This is a genomic window from Klebsiella sp. 18074, from assembly GCF_902705905.1.
GTDB lineage: Bacteria > Pseudomonadota > Gammaproteobacteria > Enterobacterales > Enterobacteriaceae > Klebsiella > Klebsiella terrigena.
The window spans coordinates 15,677-31,560 of record NZ_CACSIS010000035.1 but is presented as its reverse complement, the minus strand read 5'-3'; the positions used below and the strand labels follow the sequence as shown (position 1 = coordinate 31,560).

Sequence of the window (15,884 nt, the reverse complement as noted above, 5' to 3'; positions counted from 1 at the left end):
CAGCAAGGAATGCCTTACTGTTGATCCGAAACGTTTCGGTTAACAACCAAAACGTTTCGGATTCGTGATCGAGTGCAGAAATTAGCGTAGCGGGAGGGGAGTCAGGCAGTGTCGCCGGGAATAAATTCGGGCTGCCAGAGCACCTGCAGGGAGGAAAGATCGTCGCCGGCAATCAGCCGACGGACCATGCCAGCGATCTGGCGGCCAACGCCCTGGCGAGTGGATTGGATCACCGCCGCCACCGGGGTTTCAATAATGCTGTCCTGCGGCAGTCCGTCGTAAACCACCAGCGACACGCGGTTATCTCCGGTCAGGCGCCCCAGCTGGGAGAGCGCCATCGCCGCGCCGTCACCGTGGGTATTACAGTCGGTCACGATCGCCGTGGGGGGTTCCGGCAAACGCAGCAGCTCCATCGTCGCCTGATAGCCACCGCGGCGGGTTGGGGGCACGCTGCGCAGCCAGGTATCCGCTAATCCGGCCTCGCGCAGCGCCTGCAGATAGCCGTTGCGGCGCTGGGTGATAAACGCCTGATTGTTATTTTCGCTCAGCAGCGCGATGCGCCGATGCCCCTGGCTAATCAAATGACGGGTCGCACGCCAGGTTCCGGCCTGATTATCAAAATCAAACCAGGCATAGGGCTGCGGCAACCGGCTGCGGCCAAGAGCGAGGAAAGGAAAGCCGGAGGAGAGCAACTGCGTCAGGCGGGGGTCGTCATCCAGGGTATGAGCGACGATCAGCGCATCGACCCGCCGGCTCTGGACCATTCGCATATAGCCGTGCTTGTCCGCCTGTTCATCGTCGGCAATCAGCAGTAAATCAATCTCATAGCGCGACAGCTCGTGGCTAATTTCGCCGACCATGTCGAGAAATACGTTGTTATTCAGCGGGGCCGGGCTGATGGGAAAAACCAGACCCACGGCGTCAATTTTGCCCATTTTAAGGCGTCGCGCGAAGGTATTGGGCCGGTAGCCACGGCGCTGCGCTTCCGCCTCCACGCGGGCGCGCGTCTCCTGCGACACGTCGTCATAACCGTTCAGCGCGCGGCTGACGGTCGTTACCGAGATCCCAAGTTCTTTAGCAATAGCTTTCAGCGACATACGTATCCCAGTCGGCGGTGGAGGAAACGGCTAGTGTCCCGCAATACGGGCGGGACGTCCAGCGGGAGCGGCGCGGTCATTCCCGCAATAAAACGCTAGCTTTGCTCAGCCACCAGAATAGCCTGAGTATCCGGCTCCAGCGCCTGGAAGAGATGTTCCCGATCGGCGGGGTAACAGATGTAATCCCCCGGGCCCAGCTCTTCCGGCGCTTCGGTCAGGCCCACGCGCGCGCGGCCCTGGGTGACAATAATATGCTCTATCGATCCCGGCGGGTGCGGGTGAGAAATACGGTCAGCCCCGGGCTGGGTCAGCAGTAAATAGATATCGCGCCGGGCGCCGGGCGGGCAGGCCGCCAGCAGAATAGCCTGATAGTGGGCCTGCTCAGCCACCACCTTCGTCCCTTCCCCGCGACGCAGTACCTGCGTTTTTTGCGCCTGCGGCTCCAGCAGCCGGGCAAACGGAATATCGAGCGCGACGCAAAGCGCCCAGAGCGTCTCGAGGCTGGGGTTGCCGTTGCCTGACTCCAGCTGCGATAGCGTCGATTTAGCAATACCGGCCCGGCGCGCGACTTCCGCCAGCGAGAGCCCGGTGCGCGAGCGCTCGCGTACCAGGCTCCGGGCAATCAGGCTAATTGGCTGTGTCATACACGGCTCCACGTTTTTTATATCGAACGATTCGTTCGACTTGAAAGCCTATAGGGTTGCGTTCATTATAATGGAAATTCGTTCGATATGGCTAAATAGTATGAAGCAGCACTTTTCCTGTCTCAAAGCAGACACAATAAAAGCGATATTCCTGGTATGCCTGGCCGTTGGCGTCGTCGGCCTCTCCTACGGTTCGCTGGCGATAGCCTATGGCTTCCCGGTGTGGGTGCCGTTCGTGCTGTCGATTTGCGTGCTGGCGGGCGCCTCGGAGTTTATGTTTATCGGCATCGTCGCCAGCGGCGGTAATCCACTGGCCGCCGCCGCCGCGGGATTACTGGTCAACGCCCGCCACGTGCCGTTCGGCGTGACGGTTCGCGATCTGGTCGGCAGGCGCGGCGCCAGCCTGCTGGGCTGCCATATTATGAATGACGAGAGCGTGGTCTTCGGGCTGTCGCAGAAAACGCCGGAGCAGCGTAAAGCCGCCTACTGGCTGTGCGGACTCGGCGTGGCTATCATCTGGCCGCTGGGCGCGCTGCTTGGGGCCCTGGTCGGCAAGATCCTGCCGGCCCCGGAAACCATCGGCCTCGATGCCGTCTTCCCCGCCATTCTGCTGGCGCTGGTCATTCCCGCGTTTAAAAACCGCACCACTTTAATCCGCGCCTGCAGCGGTGCAGCGTTATCCCTCGCAGCGGTCTCCTTTGCGCCAGCGGGCCTGCCGGTGCTGTTCTCCCTGTTCGGCCTGCTGGCGAGGAAAAAATAATGGGCAACATCACGCTGTTTATCATCGGGATCGCTATCCTGTCGGCAGGAACCTACCTGATGCGCCTCGGCGGCGCGAAGATCGGTAGCCGCCTGGCGCTTTCCGAGCGTTCTCAGGCGCTGCTCTCGGACGCCGCGACGATACTGCTATTTTCCGTCGCCCTGGCGACTACATTTTATGAAAGCGAACATTTTGCCGGTATGGCTCGGGTGCTGGGGGTGGGCTTCGCGGTATTTCTCGCCTGGCGCAAAATGCCGCTGATCGTGGTGATTATTGCTGCGGCGGTGGTTACCGCCCTGCTGCGGCTGGCGGGCATAAACTAAAAAAGCGCCCCAGGGGCGCTCTTTCGACAGTAGCTCTTTATTTATTTGTTCAGTTCTGCCGTCATATGCACGCGATTACCGGTAAAGGCTTCGGTAATTTTATAAGATGATGCGCCAGCAGCCTGGGCCTGAGCGGCAATTTTAGCTTCAGCGCCGTCCATGGTTGCGGCGGTGGCGGTCACGCTTTGAGCGGCGAAAGAACCAAAAGAAGCGGCCAGAGCGATAACTGCTACAAAAGTTTTGACGTTTTTCATGAGATAAATCCTTCAGTAAGTTGTTTGGGTAAGGCGTTGTGCCTTGATGAGATAAATAATAGACCTCACATCCCATAACAAAAAGCGGAAGGTTTTGTTCACATCATTCAAAAAAATTGATCATATCTCAACCCGCAATAATCCGCTGCGGGTGGGTATAAATCGTCGCTCTGCCCGGCTTGCAAAAACCGACCAGCGTCAGGTTGCAGCGTTCCGCGACCTCAACCGCCAGCGCGGTCGCGGCGGAGACCGCAAACAGAATTTCCACGCCGCACATGGCCGCCTTCTGCACCATCTCGTAGCTGGCCCGGCTGGAGACCAGCGCCGCGCCGTTCTTCCAGTCGCTTCCCTCCTCCACGCGCCGCCCGAGCAGCTTGTCGAGAGCGACGTGACGGCCAACGTCTTCATGCCCGCCCGCCAGCTGGCCCGACGGCCGAACCCAGGCGGCCGCGTGGGTGCACCCGGTGATGCGGCCGATGGGCTGCACGTCGTTAAGGTGCTCCAGCGCGCGATCGAGGTTCGCGAGGTTGAAGGTTTGCGTAAACGGCAGCGGGCGCACCGGCCTGCCGATATCGTTTAGCTGCTCCACGCCGCATACTCCGCAGCCGGTGCGTCCCGCCAGCGCACGGCGGCGCTCTTTCAGCCCCATAAACCGGCGGCTGGAGAGCTCAATTCTGACGGCCAGGCCGTTGCATTCCTGCACTACGTCCATGCCGTAGATCTCGGAGCGATTTTCGATAATCCCTTCGGATAACGAAAAACCGACGGCGAACCGCTGCAGATCGCCCGGAGAGGCCATCATCACAACGTGGGAGATGCCGTTATAGACCAGGGCGACCGGCACCTCTTCAGCTAACTCGTCCGGCTGAGGATGTTGCAAATTATCGCGCTTCCACAGCGCGACCTGGCGGTAACCCGTGACAGTTGTCACATTTTTGATTTGTTCGAGAGGGTTCTTATTCACTTTGTCTTAACCGTATTGGAACAGGCATACACACAATGTGGTATTCTTTACATACCCCCTCAAGAAAGAGGGTGATTGCCCCTAATTCTGAACCTTTGCGACCCTTACCGCAAAGTAAATAACTACATGTGACAATGTCGATACAAGGAGTGAACCATGCAGGTCAGCAGAAGGCAGTTCTTTAAGATCTGCGCTGGCGGTATGGCAGGTACAACGGCAGCAACGCTGGGCTTCGCCCCGGCCATTGCGCTCGCGGAGACCCGGCAATATAAGCTGCTGCGTACCCGTGAAACCCGCAACACCTGTACGTACTGTTCCGTTGGCTGTGGGCTGTTAATGTATAGCCTCGGTGACGGTGCGAAAAACGCCAAAGCATCCATCTTTCATATCGAAGGTGACCCCGATCATCCGGTCAACCGTGGTGCACTCTGCCCGAAAGGGGCCGGTCTGGTGGACTTTATCCACTCCGAAAGCCGGCTGAAGTTCCCGGAATATCGCGCACCTGGCTCCGATAAATGGCAGCAAATCAGCTGGGACGACGCGTTCGATCGTATCGCGAAGCTGATGAAAGAAGACCGTGATGCCAACTTTGTCGCCAAAAACGACGCCGGCACCACCGTTAACCGCTGGCTGACCACCGGTATGCTGTGCGCATCCGCCTCCAGCAACGAAACCGGCTATTTAACGCAGAAATTCACCCGCGCGCTCGGTATGCTCGCGGTCGACAACCAGGCGCGCGTCTGACACGGACCAACGGTAGCAAGTCTTGCTCCAACATTTGGTCGCGGTGCGATGACGAACCACTGGGTTGACATTAAAAATGCCAACCTCGTTGTGGTCATGGGCGGTAACGCCGCTGAAGCGCACCCGGTAGGATTCCGCTGGGCGATGGAAGCCAAAATTCACAATGGCGCGAAGCTCATTGTTATCGACCCGCGCTTTACGCGTACCGCGTCGGTAGCCGACTTCTATACCCCGATTCGCTCTGGTACTGACATTACCTTCCTGTCAGGCGTCATCCTGTACCTGTTGAATAACGAAAAAATCAACCGCGAGTACACCGAAGCCTATACCAACGCCAGCCTGATCGTGCGTGAGGATTACAGCTTCGATGACGGCCTGTTTAGCGGCTACGACGCCGAAAAACGCAGCTACGATAAGACCAGCTGGAACTACGAGCTGGACGAAAACGGCTTTGCCAAACGCGATACCTCCCTGCAGCATCCGCGCTGCGTCTGGAATCTGCTGAAACAGCACGTCTCCCGCTATACGCCGGAGGTCGTGGAAAATATCTGCGGGACGCCAAAAGCCGACTTCCTGAAAGTCTGCGAATACATCGCCGAAACCAGCGCCCATGATAAAACCGCTTCGTTCCTCTATGCCCTTGGCTGGACGCAGCACTCTATCGGCGCGCAGAACATCCGCACCATGGCGATGATCCAGCTGCTGCTCGGCAATATGGGGATGGCGGGCGGCGGCGTGAACGCGCTGCGCGGCCACTCCAATATTCAGGGGCTGACCGACCTGGGGCTGCTCTCCACCAGCCTGCCGGGTTACATGAACCTGCCGAGCGAAAAACAGGCCGATATCCAGACTTACCTGGCCGCCAGCACGCCGAAACCGCTGCTGAAGGATCAGGTTAACTACTGGGGCAACTACCCGAAATTCTTCGTCTCAATGATGAAGGCCTTCTACGGCGATAAGGCAACGGCGGAGAACAGCTGGGGCTTTGACTGGCTGCCGAAGTGGGATAAAGGGTACGACGTTCTGCAGTACTTCGAGATGATGAACCAGGGCAAAGTGAACGGCTATATTTGCCAGGGCTTTAACCCTGTGGCCTCGTTCCCGAATAAAAACAAGGTCGTCGCCTCGCTGTCGAAGCTGAAGTTCCTGGTCACTATCGACCCACTCAGCACCGAAACGTCCACCTTCTGGCAGAACCACGGTGAGTCGAACGACGTCGATCCGGCGAAAATCCAGACTGAAGTCTTCCGCCTGCCGTCAACCTGCTTCGCCGAAGAGAACGGCTCTATCGTCAACTCCGGACGCTGGCTGCAGTGGCACTGGAAAGGCGCGGACGCCCCGGGGATTGCCGTCACCGATGGCGAAATCCTCGCCGGTATCTTTATGCGCCTGCGGAAAATGTACGCCGAAGAAGGCGGCCCGACGCCGGAGCCGGTGCTGAACATGACCTGGGACTACTCCACCCCGCATGAACCGGCTTCGGAAGAGGTGGCGATGGAGAGCAACGGCAAGGCGCTGGCGGATATAACCGACCCGGCCACCGGCGCGGTTATCGTCAAGAAGGGCCAGCAGCTCAGCTCCTTTGCGCAGCTGCGCGATGACGGTACCACCTCCAGCGGCTGTTGGATCTTCGCCGGCAGCTGGACGCCGGACGGTAACCAGATGGCGAGACGCGATAACGCCGACCCGTCGGGCCTCGGCAATACCCTGGGCTGGGCATGGGCGTGGCCGCTTAACCGCCGCATCCTGTATAACCGTGCTTCCGCAGACCCGCAGGGCAAGCCGTGGGATCCGAAGCGCCAGCTCCTCAAATGGGATGGCGCAAAATGGGGCGGTATGGATATTCCTGACTACAGTGCCGCCGCGCCGGGCAGCGACGTCGGGCCGTTTATCATGCAGCCTGAAGGAATGGGCCGCCTGTTTGCTATCGACAAAATGGCGGAAGGACCGTTCCCTGAGCACTACGAACCGTTCGAAACGCCGCTGGGCACTAACCCGCTGCACCCCAACGTGGTCTCCAACCCGGCCGCCCGCGTCTTTAAGGGTGACCTGGAGCAGATGGGTAAAGCGGATAAGTTCCCGTACGTTGGCACCACCTATCGTCTCACCGAGCACTTCCACTACTGGACCAAGCACGCGTTGCTCAACGCCATCGCGCAGCCGGAACAGTTTGTTGAAATCGGCGAGAAGCTGGCGAATAAGCTCGGTATTGCCCACGGCGATACCGTCAGAGTCTCCTCCAACCGCGGCTATATCAAGGCCAAGGCGGTGGTGACCAAGCGAATTCGCACGCTGAAGGTGGACGGTAAGGATATCGATACTATCGGTATTCCGATCCACTGGGGCTATGAAGGCGTGGCGAAGAAGGGCTTTATCGCCAACACGCTAACGCCGTTCGTCGGTGATGCGAATACGCAGACGCCGGAGTTCAAAGCCTTCCTCGTGAACGTGGAAAAGGTGTAAGGGAGACGACTTATGGCTTATCAATCGCAAGACATTATTCGTCGTTCCGCGACTAACGGTTTCACCCCCGCGCCTCAGGCGCGGGACCACCAGCAGGAGGTGGCGAAGCTTATCGACGTCACCACCTGCATCGGCTGCAAAGCCTGTCAGGTGGCCTGTTCGGAGTGGAACGATATCCGTGACGAGGTCGGTCACAACGTCGGCGTGTACGACAACCCGGCCGATCTGACCGCCAAATCCTGGACGGTAATGCGCTTCTCGGAAGTGGAGCAAAACGACAGGCTGGAGTGGTTAATTCGTAAGGATGGCTGCATGCACTGCGCCGATCCGGGCTGCCTGAAGGCGTGTCCGGCAGAAGGGGCTATCATTCAGTATGCTAACGGTATCGTTGATTTCCAGTCCGAGCAGTGCATCGGCTGCGGCTACTGCATTGCCGGCTGCCCGTTCGACGTGCCGCGCCTGAACCCGGAAGACAACCGCGTCTACAAGTGCACGCTGTGCGTCGATCGCGTCAACGTCGGCCAGGAGCCGGCCTGTGTGAAAACCTGCCCGACCGGCGCTATCCACTTTGGCTCCAAAGAGGATATGAAAGTGCTGGCAGGCGAGCGCGTCGCCGAGCTGAAAACCCGCGGTTATGACAACGCGGGCCTGTACGATCCGGCCGGCGTCGGCGGCACGCACGTGATGTACGTCCTGCACCACGCCGATAAGCCGAATCTGTACCACGGCCTGCCGGAAAACCCGGAAATCAGCGCCACCGTGAAGTTCTGGAAAGGCATCTGGAAACCGCTCGCGGCGGTGGGCTTTGCCGCGACCTTCGCAGCCAGCATCTTCCACTACGTCGGCGTCGGTCCGAACCGTGCGGAAGAGGAAGAAGACAACCTGCATGAAGAGAATGACGAGGTGCGCAAATGAAAAGACGTGACACCATCGTGCGCTACACGGCGCCGGAGCGAATCAACCACTGGGTGACCGCCTTCTGCTTTATGCTGGCGGCCATCAGCGGGCTGGGGTTCTTTTTCCCCTCCTTCAACTGGCTGATGCAGATCATGGGCACCCCGCAGCTGGCGCGAATTCTGCACCCGTTTGTCGGGGTTATCATGTTTGCCTCGTTCATCATCATGTTTTTCCGCTACTGGCATCACAACCTAATCAATCGGGATGATATCTTTTGGGCGAAGAATATTCGTAAGATCGTCGTCAACGAGGAGGTAGGTGACACCGGGCGCTATAACTTCGGTCAGAAATGCGTATTCTGGGCGGCGATTATTTTCCTGGTTCTGCTGCTGATAAGCGGCGTGATCATCTGGCGTCCGTATTTTGCGCCTGCGTTCTCAATCCCGGTGATCCGATTTGCGCTAATGCTGCATTCATTTGCCGCAGTAGCGTTAATTGTGGTTATCATGGTGCATATCTACGCCGCCCTGTGGGTGAAAGGCACCATTACCGCGATGGTGGAAGGTTGGGTTACCAAATCATGGGCGAAGAAACATCACCCACGCTGGTATCGCGAAGTTCGCCAGAAACAGGAAAAAAAGACTGAATGAGTATTCGCATAATCCCGCAAGATGAGCTGGGTTCGAGCGAGAAACGCACGGCGGAATATATTCCGCCGCTACTGTTCCCCAGGCTAAAAAATCTTTATAACCGCCGCGCCGAGCGCCTGCGCAAGCTGGCGGAGAGCAACCCGCTGGGCGACTATCTGCGCTTTGCTGCGCTGATCGCCCACGCCCAGGAAGTGGTGCTGTACGACCATCCGCTGCAGATGGATTTGACGGCCCGCCTCAAAGAGGCGAATGCCCAGGGCAAACCGCCGCTGGATATTCACGTCCTGCCGCGCGATAAGCACTGGCACAAGCTGCTGCATTCGCTTATCGCCGAGCTGAAGCCGGAAATGAGCGGCCCGGCGCTGGCGGTGATCGAAAACCTGGAAAAAGCGTCCGAACAGGAGCTTGAGCTGATGGCGAGCGCGCTTTTCGCCTCCGACTTTGCTTTGGTCAGCAGCGATAAGGCCCCGTTTATCTGGGCCGCGCTGTCGCTCTACTGGGCGCAGATGGCGAGCCTGATCCCCGGTAAAGCCCACGCCGAGTACGGCGAGCAGCGTCAGCACTGCCCGGTTTGCGGCTCGATGCCGGTCTCCAGCATGGTGCAAATCGGTACCACTCAGGGGCTGCGCTACCTGCACTGCAATCTGTGCGAAACCGAATGGCACGTCGTGCGGGTGAAGTGCAGCAACTGCGAACAGAGCCGCGATTTGAACTACTGGTCGCTGGATAACGAGCAGGCGGCGATCAAGGCTGAAAGCTGCGGCGACTGCGGGACCTACCTGAAGATTATGTATCAGGAAAAAGATCCCAATGTCGAAGCCGTCGCTGACGATCTTGCCTCGCTGGTGCTGGACGCCCATATGGAGCAGGAAGGTTTTGCCCGAAGCTCTATCAACCCGTTTATGTTCCCGGGTGAAGGCGAGTAAAAAGTAGTTGATGGCCGGGTAACGCAGGTTGCCCGGCCAGCCATCAGGCCGCACAGGCCGAAGCCTCACCGACGTTATCCGCGCCCTTTTGTACGCCATCTCCCCGCTCCAGCCCCAAATAATCCCGTGTTCATCCGCCATAAATCAGGCTATAAAGCTGTATATCCATACAGAAGAAAGGAGTGAGAGATGACGCTAGAAAAAGGCATTAACCGCCTGGTGGATGAGTTTATCGCGGCGGGTCGCCCCTCTTCGCGGGAGCAGAATATTGATGACCGGAGAGCGGGCTACGTGGCAAGCGTGGTGCTGGCCGGCGCGCCTGAAACCCGCGTCCAGGTCGAGGATATCGCCTTAGAAGGTATGACCTTTCGCGTGATATCGCCGCTTGATGCCGAGGGCGCGCGGCCCACCGTTATTTACTATCACGGCGGCTGTTTTATCAGCGGCGGATTCGCTACCCACGATCGGCAGCTTCGACAGCTGGCGTATGAGAGCCGCTGCCGGGTCATCGCCGTGCAGTACCGGCTGGCGCCCGAACATACCTTCCCTGCCGCACATGACGATGCGCAGCGCGGTGCCGAAATTATCCACCACCACGCCGAGCGGCTGGGGGTCGATACCTCACGCATAACGCTTGCCGGAGACAGCGCCGGCGGCCATCTGGCCCTGGTTACCGCCCTACGGCTGAAAGCCGCGGCAGAGTGGCAGCCCGCCGGGATTATCCTGATTTACCCGATGCTGGACGCCACCGCCCGCTCGGCAAGCTACGTCAGCAACGGCGAAGATTACCTCATCACCCGGGATACGCTGCTGAGCGGCTACGAGATCTATCTCTCGTCGACCGACTTTTCCCACCCGGAGGCGAGCCCGCTGTGGCGAGAAGACTTCAGCGGCCTGTCGCCGGTGCATATTATTACCGCAGAGTACGACCCGCTGCGTGATGAAGGTGAAGCGTTATATCGCCGGCTGCTCGAGCAGAACGTCGAGTGCAGCGCTCAGCGCTATCTCGGGGTTATTCACGGCTTCTTTCAGCTTGGAGGGATAAGCCCGGCGGCGCGGGATGCTATGCGGGATATCGCCTGGCGAAGCGGTTCACCAGGCGCCGCATAAGGCAGGAGGCGGGCTACTCCTCCTCGTTACCGCCCTCTTCGTATGAGCCAAACGGCTTCGCGGGCAGAACGATATAAATGCCTTCAAAAACGGCACCCAGGTTCTCATCGCCAAACAGCTCAACCTGCAGCTGTACCCGCGCCTTTCGGCCGCGAGCGAGGCGGTCAAGATCGCCGCTTAAGGAGCCGAGGTCCGCCACCGCGCTCGGGCGGCCGCTAATCGGCTGGCTGTAGCGGATATGCGCGTCGGCGAGGATAATCGTTCCGCCGAGGTGTCGCTCGCGCAGCATCAGCCAGATAAGCCCCCAGCCGGTGAGGGTTGCCTGGGAAAAGAGGCTCCCGGCAAACAGCGTGTGGTGCGGATTCTGGTTGCCGGCTTCAGGCATGGTGGTGATGAATTTTTTCCCGGTGTACTGCTGAATGCGCACGCCCATTTTTTCGCTGAGCGGAATGTGCTGGTACCAGGCCTGCTGCAGCTGTCCGCACCAGTCGCCGCGGTGAAGAATATCGTCCAGCGAGGCAATCGGCTTGATCATCAGGAAATGGCGGATAGGCGTGGTGGTTGGCGTGGTTATCTCGCCCTGGTTAACGAACCCCAGCTTGGCGAAGAAATCCATCGCGTCCTCGCGCGCGCTGCAGGTTACGCGCTTCACCCCTTCCTGGCGCGCCACCGACTCCAGGGTCATCGCCATTAAGGTCCCGAGCCCTTTATCCTGTACGGACGGGTGCACCGCCATAAAGCGAATGGAGGCCTCATTTTCGGCGTTAACGTACAGCCGCCCCACGGCGACCAAATTTCCGTCCTCATCGACCACCATCTGGTGATGCGCCATGGCATCCCAGGCATCGCGTTCCGAGCCTTTTGGCTGATGCAGCGGCTTACGCAGCATCTCCCAGCGGAACTGATAGTAGCTCTCTAACTCTTCTTCTGTTTGCGGTACACGAAGGTGATACATAGCTGTACTCTCTTTTGTTACCCGCAGCCTTCCCGGAAGCTGACTCATACCTGTAACCAGAAGGTGACAGGGCCATCATTGACCAGCGAGACCTGCATATCCGCAGCGAATCTCCCAGTCTGTGTGTGCATTTCCTGCTGGCGGCAGCGCGCGACGAAATAGTCATACAGCGCCTCAGCGGCATCAGGCGCGGCGCCTTTTGAGAAGCCCGGGCGCATGCCGCGCTCGGTATCCGCAGCCAGCGTAAACTGGGAAACCACCAGCACGCTGCCGCCGGCCTGCTGGACGTTAAGATTCATTTTACCTTCCGCATCGCTGAAGATGCGGTAGCCGAGCACGCGTTCACAGAGGCGGTTCGCCTTCTGCTCATCGTCATCTTTCTCGACCCCTAGCAGCACCAGAAGCCCCGGGCCGATTTCGCCCGTCACCTCGCCCTCCACGGTAACGCTTGCACGGGATACGCGTTGAATTAATGCAATCATGGTTGTTCTGTTTCTTCTTTTTTTAGTTTGCGGTATTCCCCGAGAGTGACAGTAATTTCAGCCCCAAGCAAGACGATACACCACGTCCAGTACACCCAAACAAACAAAAGGGGCACCACGGCTATGACGCCATAAATCAGCTGGTACGACGGAAAGGCGGTGATATACAGGGCAAACGCTTTTTTACCGGCCTCAAACAGCAGCGCGGCCACCAGCGAACCAATCAACGCGTCACGGTTTCGCACCTGCGCCGTCGGGACAATGCTGTAAAGCAGCCAAAACGCCGCCCACGATAGAATCAGCGGGAAGATGCGCAGCACGTCATCAATAACGCTATTGAGCTCGCTGGCCCAGCGCAGCGACAGCAGATAAGAGCTGATCGCCAGGCTGGCCCCCGCCAGTAAGGGTCCGAGGGTAAGGATCATCCAGTAGACCGCAAAAGAGTAAATTTTTGGCCTGGCGCGCGGGCTGCGCCATATGGTATTCAGCGCACTATCTATCGAATACATCAGCAGCAGCGAGGTCACGATCAGTCCAAAAGCCCCGACGGCCGTCATTCGGCTGGAATTCGCGACAAACTGCTCGATATAGCGCTGAATGACGTCCCCCGTCGCCGGGATAAAGTTGGCAAAGATGAAGTGGCGTATCTGCCCGCTCACTTCAGAAAACATGGGAAAGGCGGAGAAAAGCGCGAACACAACGGCAATCAGCGGCACCAGCGCGAGTAACGACACGTAGGCAAGATTCCCTGCCAGCGTCGTCATATTGTCTTCATCAATCCGGCGCCACAGCAGCTTTAGCCAGGCCAGCAGCAGACGGCAGCGATGCTTTGCTTTTTGATGAACGGTTTTGAGCATAATCATTGCGCAAAGTAGTCGGGGATAGTCTCCTTTCCGGTCACCAAAATGCTGGTTATTCCCAGCCGGTTCGCACCGGCGATATTCTCGGCATTATCGTCAAAGAAGACCGTATCGGCAGCGGAAAATCCCTCCTGCTGCACAACGCTTTGGTAGATCCGCGCCTCGGGCTTGCGCATCCCCATCTCCTGGGAAAGATAGATATGGTCGGCAGCGGCCCGGACCTGCGGATATTCATCCGGCCAGAAAGTGGTATGCAGGCGGTTGGTATTCGACAGGACAACCACGCGGTGCCCCTGCTCACGCAGTTTTTGCATAATGGCGGTCACTTCCGGGCGCAGGGCGACAAAAACAGCCTGCCAGCCGTGGGAGAACTGCTCGTAGCTCAGCGGCATATTCATTTCATGGCACATCGCTTCGGCAAAGGCTTCATCGCTAATTTCACCACGTTCGTGCTGATGGAACGCCTCGCCCATTGTGAAATGCTGCTTGAGCGTCGCCAGCGGGATGCGGCTCAAATCGCTCCATGTCCCAAGTACCCGGTTGAAGTCGATGTCGACAATCACATTACCTAAATCAAAGATATAGAGCATGGCCCTCTCCTTTTGCACCGTGGAAAATTAACTGTAGCGGGAAAGGCGAGGTTTGACTATGAGGTGGGGGCTTTGGAGACAAAAAAGAAACCCCGCCATTAAGGCGGGGTTTAGATATCAACGGACGGCGAGAATTAGTCTTCTTTCGCACCGCGCATGGCGCGTTTACGATCGTTCTCGGTCAGGTGACGTTTACGAATACGTACGGAAGTCGGGGTGACTTCTACCAGTTCGTCGTCATCGATGAACTCAAGAGCTTGCTCCAGCGTCATTTTCAGTGCCGGAACCAGGGTCGTCGCTTCGTCAGTACCGGAAGCACGCATGTTGGTCAGTTTCTTACCGGTCAGGCAGTTTACAGTCAGGTCGTTAGAACGACTGTGAATACCGATGATCTGGCCTTCGTAAACTTCTGCACCGTGGCCCAGGAACAGCTTACCGCGGTCCTGCAGGCTGAACAGTGCGAACGCAACCGCTTTACCCTGGCCATTGGAGATCAGAACGCCGTTCTGACGCTGACCCACATCACCCGCACGAACGTCGTCGTAATGGCTGAAGGTGGAGTACAGCAGACCGGTACCGGAGGTCATGGTCATGAATTCTGAACGGAAGCCGATCAGGCCACGGCTTGGGATCACGTAGTCAAGACGTACGCGGCCTTTGCCATCTGGATTCATGTTTTTCAGATCGCCTTTACGCTCACCCAGTGCCTGCATCACAGAACCCTGGTGCTGCTCTTCGACGTCCAGCGTGACGTTTTCGAACGGCTCTTGTTTACGGCCATCGATTTCGCGGAAGATAACTTTCGGACGGGAAACCGCCATCTCGAAACCTTCACGACGCATGTTCTCGATAAGAACAGACAGGTGCAGTTCACCACGGCCAGAAACGCGGAATGCGTCTGCATCCGGAGTTTCTTCAACGCGCAGCGCCACGTTGTGCACCAGCTCTTTGTTCAGGCGGTCAAGGATCTGACGAGAGGTAACGTACTTACCTTCTTTGCCACAGAACGGAGAGGTGTTAACGCAGAAGAACATGGTTACGGTCGGCTCATCAACAGACAGCGCCGGCAGCGCTTCAACATTCTGCGTATCGCAGATGGTGTCAGAGATGTTCAGCTCGCCCAGACCGGTGATTGCAATGATATCGCCAGCTTCTGCAACGTCGCTCTCGATACGCTCAAGACCCAGATGGGTCAGAACTTTACCGACTTTACCGTTACGGGTTTTGCCTTCGCTATCAACGATAGTAACCTGCTGGTTCGGCTTCACTTTACCGCGTTTGATGCGGCCGATGCCGATGACGCCAACGTAGTTGTTGTAGTCCAGCTGGGAGATTTGCATCTGCAGCGGGCCATCAAGGTCAACGTTCGGAGCCGGTACGCGATCGACGATAGTCTGATACAGCGGAGTCATATCGTCAGCCATATCTTCGTGATCCAGACCCGCGATACCGTTCAGCGCAGAAGCGTAAACGATAGGGAAGTCCAGCTGTTCGTCGGTAGCGTCGAGGTTTACGAACAGGTCGAATACCTGATCGACAACCCAGTCAGGGCGTGCGCCCGGACGGTCAACTTTGTTGATAACAACAATGGGCTTCAGGCCATGAGCAAAGGCTTTTTTGGTCACGAAGCGCGTCTGCGGCATCGGACCATCCATTGCATCAACGACCAGCAGAACGGAATCGACCATGGACATGACACGTTCAACTTCACCACCGAAGTCGGCGTGCCCCGGGGTATCAACGATGTTGATACGGTAATCATTCCATTTGATAGCGGTGTTTTTCGCGAGGATGGTAATCCCACGCTCTTTCTCCAAATCGTTGGAGTCCATCACACGCTCTTGAGTTTCGGCACGCGCATCGAACGTACCGGATTGCTGCAGCAGCTTATCAACCAGGGTAGTTTTACCATGGTCAACGTGCGCGATGATGGCGATGTTACGCAAATTTTCGATCACAACTTTGCCTCAGGCATTTAGAAATAGCGCGTTATTGTACACGGATTAATCGCACTACAAAACAGGATCACAAACATCCCCCGCAAACAAGTATTGCAGAGTTTCTTTGTGACCGCTTTCACGGAGCGTTAAAAGGGTTATTAAAGGTCAATTGCACCAAATAAGTGCCCAATGTTCACACAACTGCACTATTATAGTGCAATGCAT

General features: G+C 57.6%; 16 protein-coding genes. 7 read left to right on the top strand and 9 right to left on the bottom strand.

Annotation, left to right across the window (positions count from 1 at the left end):
- Positions 1 to 101 precede the first annotated feature (101 nt).
- Both GVK32_RS25060 and GVK32_RS25055 read right to left on the bottom strand, forming a co-directional pair.
- Positions 102 to 1,097 carry a substrate-binding domain-containing protein gene (locus tag GVK32_RS25060; RefSeq protein ID WP_115193847.1) on the bottom strand — a complete coding sequence of 332 codons (996 nt, stop codon included), beginning with the start codon at positions 1,095 to 1,097 and terminating at the stop codon, positions 102 to 104.
- Positions 1,098 to 1,192: 95 nt separating this feature from the next.
- Positions 1,193 to 1,741: a helix-turn-helix domain-containing protein gene (locus tag GVK32_RS25055; RefSeq protein WP_159873168.1), complete on the bottom strand. Its 549-nt coding sequence runs from the start codon at positions 1,739 to 1,741 to the stop codon at positions 1,193 to 1,195.
- A gap of 100 nt (positions 1,742 to 1,841) precedes the next feature.
- On the opposite strand from GVK32_RS25055, the gene GVK32_RS25050 reads away from it, so the two are divergent.
- Positions 1,842 to 2,501 carry an AzlC family ABC transporter permease gene (locus GVK32_RS25050; RefSeq protein ID WP_132514430.1) on the top strand — a complete coding sequence of 220 codons (660 nt, stop codon included), beginning with the start codon at positions 1,842 to 1,844 and terminating at the stop codon, positions 2,499 to 2,501.
- Positions 2,501 to 2,824, top strand: a complete 324-nt coding sequence (locus GVK32_RS25045; protein ID WP_159873166.1) for an AzlD domain-containing protein — start codon at positions 2,501 to 2,503, stop codon at positions 2,822 to 2,824. Before GVK32_RS25050 ends, GVK32_RS25045 begins: the two co-directional genes overlap by 1 nt.
- A gap of 41 nt (positions 2,825 to 2,865) precedes the next feature.
- On the opposite strand, the gene GVK32_RS25040 is transcribed toward GVK32_RS25045, so the two are convergent.
- Together GVK32_RS25040 and fdhD are read right to left on the bottom strand one after the other, a co-directional pair.
- Positions 2,866 to 3,078 carry a YdgH/BhsA/McbA-like domain containing protein gene (locus GVK32_RS25040; protein ID WP_123710474.1) on the bottom strand — a complete coding sequence of 71 codons (213 nt, stop codon included), beginning with the start codon at positions 3,076 to 3,078 and terminating at the stop codon, positions 2,866 to 2,868.
- A 127-nt stretch (positions 3,079 to 3,205) separates the two neighbouring features.
- Positions 3,206 to 4,042: a formate dehydrogenase accessory sulfurtransferase FdhD gene (gene fdhD, locus GVK32_RS25035; RefSeq protein ID WP_159873164.1), complete on the bottom strand. Its 837-nt coding sequence runs from the start codon at positions 4,040 to 4,042 to the stop codon at positions 3,206 to 3,208.
- A 156-nt stretch (positions 4,043 to 4,198) separates the two neighbouring features.
- Here fdhD and fdnG point away from each other — a divergent pair, with 156 nt between their 5' ends.
- From fdnG to GVK32_RS25010, 5 genes are all read left to right on the top strand, one after another.
- Positions 4,199 to 7,249, top strand: a complete 3,051-nt coding sequence (gene fdnG, locus GVK32_RS25030; protein ID WP_159873162.1) for a formate dehydrogenase-N subunit alpha — start codon at positions 4,199 to 4,201, stop codon at positions 7,247 to 7,249.
- Positions 7,250 to 7,261: 12 nt separating this feature from the next.
- On the top strand, positions 7,262 to 8,164 hold the full coding sequence (gene fdxH / locus GVK32_RS25025) for a formate dehydrogenase subunit beta (RefSeq protein WP_041143395.1): 903 nt from the start codon (positions 7,262 to 7,264) through the stop codon (positions 8,162 to 8,164).
- Positions 8,161 to 8,796 carry a formate dehydrogenase cytochrome b556 subunit gene (fdoI, locus tag GVK32_RS25020; protein ID WP_041143394.1) on the top strand — a complete coding sequence of 212 codons (636 nt, stop codon included), beginning with the start codon at positions 8,161 to 8,163 and terminating at the stop codon, positions 8,794 to 8,796. The genes fdxH and fdoI overlap by 4 nt, the downstream gene beginning before the upstream one ends.
- Positions 8,793 to 9,722 carry a formate dehydrogenase accessory protein FdhE gene (gene fdhE / locus GVK32_RS25015; protein ID WP_045853695.1) on the top strand — a complete coding sequence of 310 codons (930 nt, stop codon included), beginning with the start codon at positions 8,793 to 8,795 and terminating at the stop codon, positions 9,720 to 9,722. The genes fdoI and fdhE overlap by 4 nt, the downstream gene beginning before the upstream one ends.
- A 189-nt stretch (positions 9,723 to 9,911) precedes the next feature.
- Positions 9,912 to 10,832: an alpha/beta hydrolase gene (locus GVK32_RS25010; protein WP_159873160.1), complete on the top strand. Its 921-nt coding sequence runs from the start codon at positions 9,912 to 9,914 to the stop codon at positions 10,830 to 10,832.
- A gap of 13 nt (positions 10,833 to 10,845) precedes the next feature.
- On the opposite strand, the gene fabY is transcribed toward GVK32_RS25010, so the two are convergent.
- The 5 genes from fabY to typA form a co-directional block, all read right to left on the bottom strand.
- Positions 10,846 to 11,787 (bottom strand): fatty acid biosynthesis protein FabY, encoded by a 942-nt coding sequence (fabY, locus tag GVK32_RS25005; protein WP_159873158.1) that lies wholly within the window; start codon positions 11,785 to 11,787, stop codon positions 10,846 to 10,848.
- Between the two features lie 44 nt (positions 11,788 to 11,831).
- Positions 11,832 to 12,269 (bottom strand): D-aminoacyl-tRNA deacylase, encoded by a 438-nt coding sequence (gene dtd / locus GVK32_RS25000; protein ID WP_045853698.1) that lies wholly within the window; start codon positions 12,267 to 12,269, stop codon positions 11,832 to 11,834.
- A complete protein-coding gene (locus GVK32_RS24995; protein ID WP_159873156.1) occupies positions 12,266 to 13,126 on the bottom strand; it encodes a virulence factor BrkB family protein in 861 nt (286 codons plus the stop codon). The genes dtd and GVK32_RS24995 overlap by 4 nt, the downstream gene beginning before the upstream one ends.
- Positions 13,127 to 13,128: 2 nt before the next feature.
- Entirely contained in the window at positions 13,129 to 13,719 is a 591-nt protein-coding gene (gene yihX / locus GVK32_RS24990) for a glucose-1-phosphatase (protein ID WP_159873153.1), read from the bottom strand.
- 134 nt (positions 13,720 to 13,853) lie between these two features.
- On the bottom strand, positions 13,854 to 15,677 hold the full coding sequence (typA, locus tag GVK32_RS24985; RefSeq protein WP_159873151.1) for a ribosome-dependent GTPase TypA: 1,824 nt from the start codon (positions 15,675 to 15,677) through the stop codon (positions 13,854 to 13,856).
- Positions 15,678 to 15,884 lie beyond the last annotated feature (207 nt).

What these genes read in the sequence shown, in the direction of transcription:
- fdoI (WP_041143394.1), top strand. Translation starts at nt 8,161, where the DNA reads ATGAAAAGACGTGACACCATCGTGCGCTACACGGCGCCGGAGCGAATC.
- GVK32_RS25055 (WP_159873168.1), bottom strand. Translation starts at nt 1,741, where the DNA reads ATGACACAGCCAATTAGCCTGATTGCCCGGAGCCTGGTACGCGAGCGC.
- fabY (WP_159873158.1), bottom strand. Translation starts at nt 11,787, where the DNA reads ATGTATCACCTTCGTGTACCGCAAACAGAAGAAGAGTTAGAGAGCTAC.
- dtd (WP_045853698.1), bottom strand. Translation starts at nt 12,269, where the DNA reads ATGATTGCATTAATTCAACGCGTATCCCGTGCAAGCGTTACCGTGGAG.
- fdhE (WP_045853695.1), top strand. Translation starts at nt 8,793, where the DNA reads ATGAGTATTCGCATAATCCCGCAAGATGAGCTGGGTTCGAGCGAGAAA.
- yihX (WP_159873153.1), bottom strand. Translation starts at nt 13,719, where the DNA reads ATGCTCTATATCTTTGATTTAGGTAATGTGATTGTCGACATCGACTTC.
- GVK32_RS25060 (WP_115193847.1), bottom strand. Translation starts at nt 1,097, where the DNA reads ATGTCGCTGAAAGCTATTGCTAAAGAACTTGGGATCTCGGTAACGACC.
- GVK32_RS25050 (WP_132514430.1), top strand. Translation starts at nt 1,842, where the DNA reads ATGAAGCAGCACTTTTCCTGTCTCAAAGCAGACACAATAAAAGCGATA.
- GVK32_RS25045 (WP_159873166.1), top strand. Translation starts at nt 2,501, where the DNA reads ATGGGCAACATCACGCTGTTTATCATCGGGATCGCTATCCTGTCGGCA.
- GVK32_RS25040 (WP_123710474.1), bottom strand. Translation starts at nt 3,078, where the DNA reads ATGAAAAACGTCAAAACTTTTGTAGCAGTTATCGCTCTGGCCGCTTCT.
- fdxH (WP_041143395.1), top strand. Translation starts at nt 7,262, where the DNA reads ATGGCTTATCAATCGCAAGACATTATTCGTCGTTCCGCGACTAACGGT.
- GVK32_RS24995 (WP_159873156.1), bottom strand. Translation starts at nt 13,126, where the DNA reads ATGCTCAAAACCGTTCATCAAAAAGCAAAGCATCGCTGCCGTCTGCTG.
- GVK32_RS25010 (WP_159873160.1), top strand. Translation starts at nt 9,912, where the DNA reads ATGACGCTAGAAAAAGGCATTAACCGCCTGGTGGATGAGTTTATCGCG.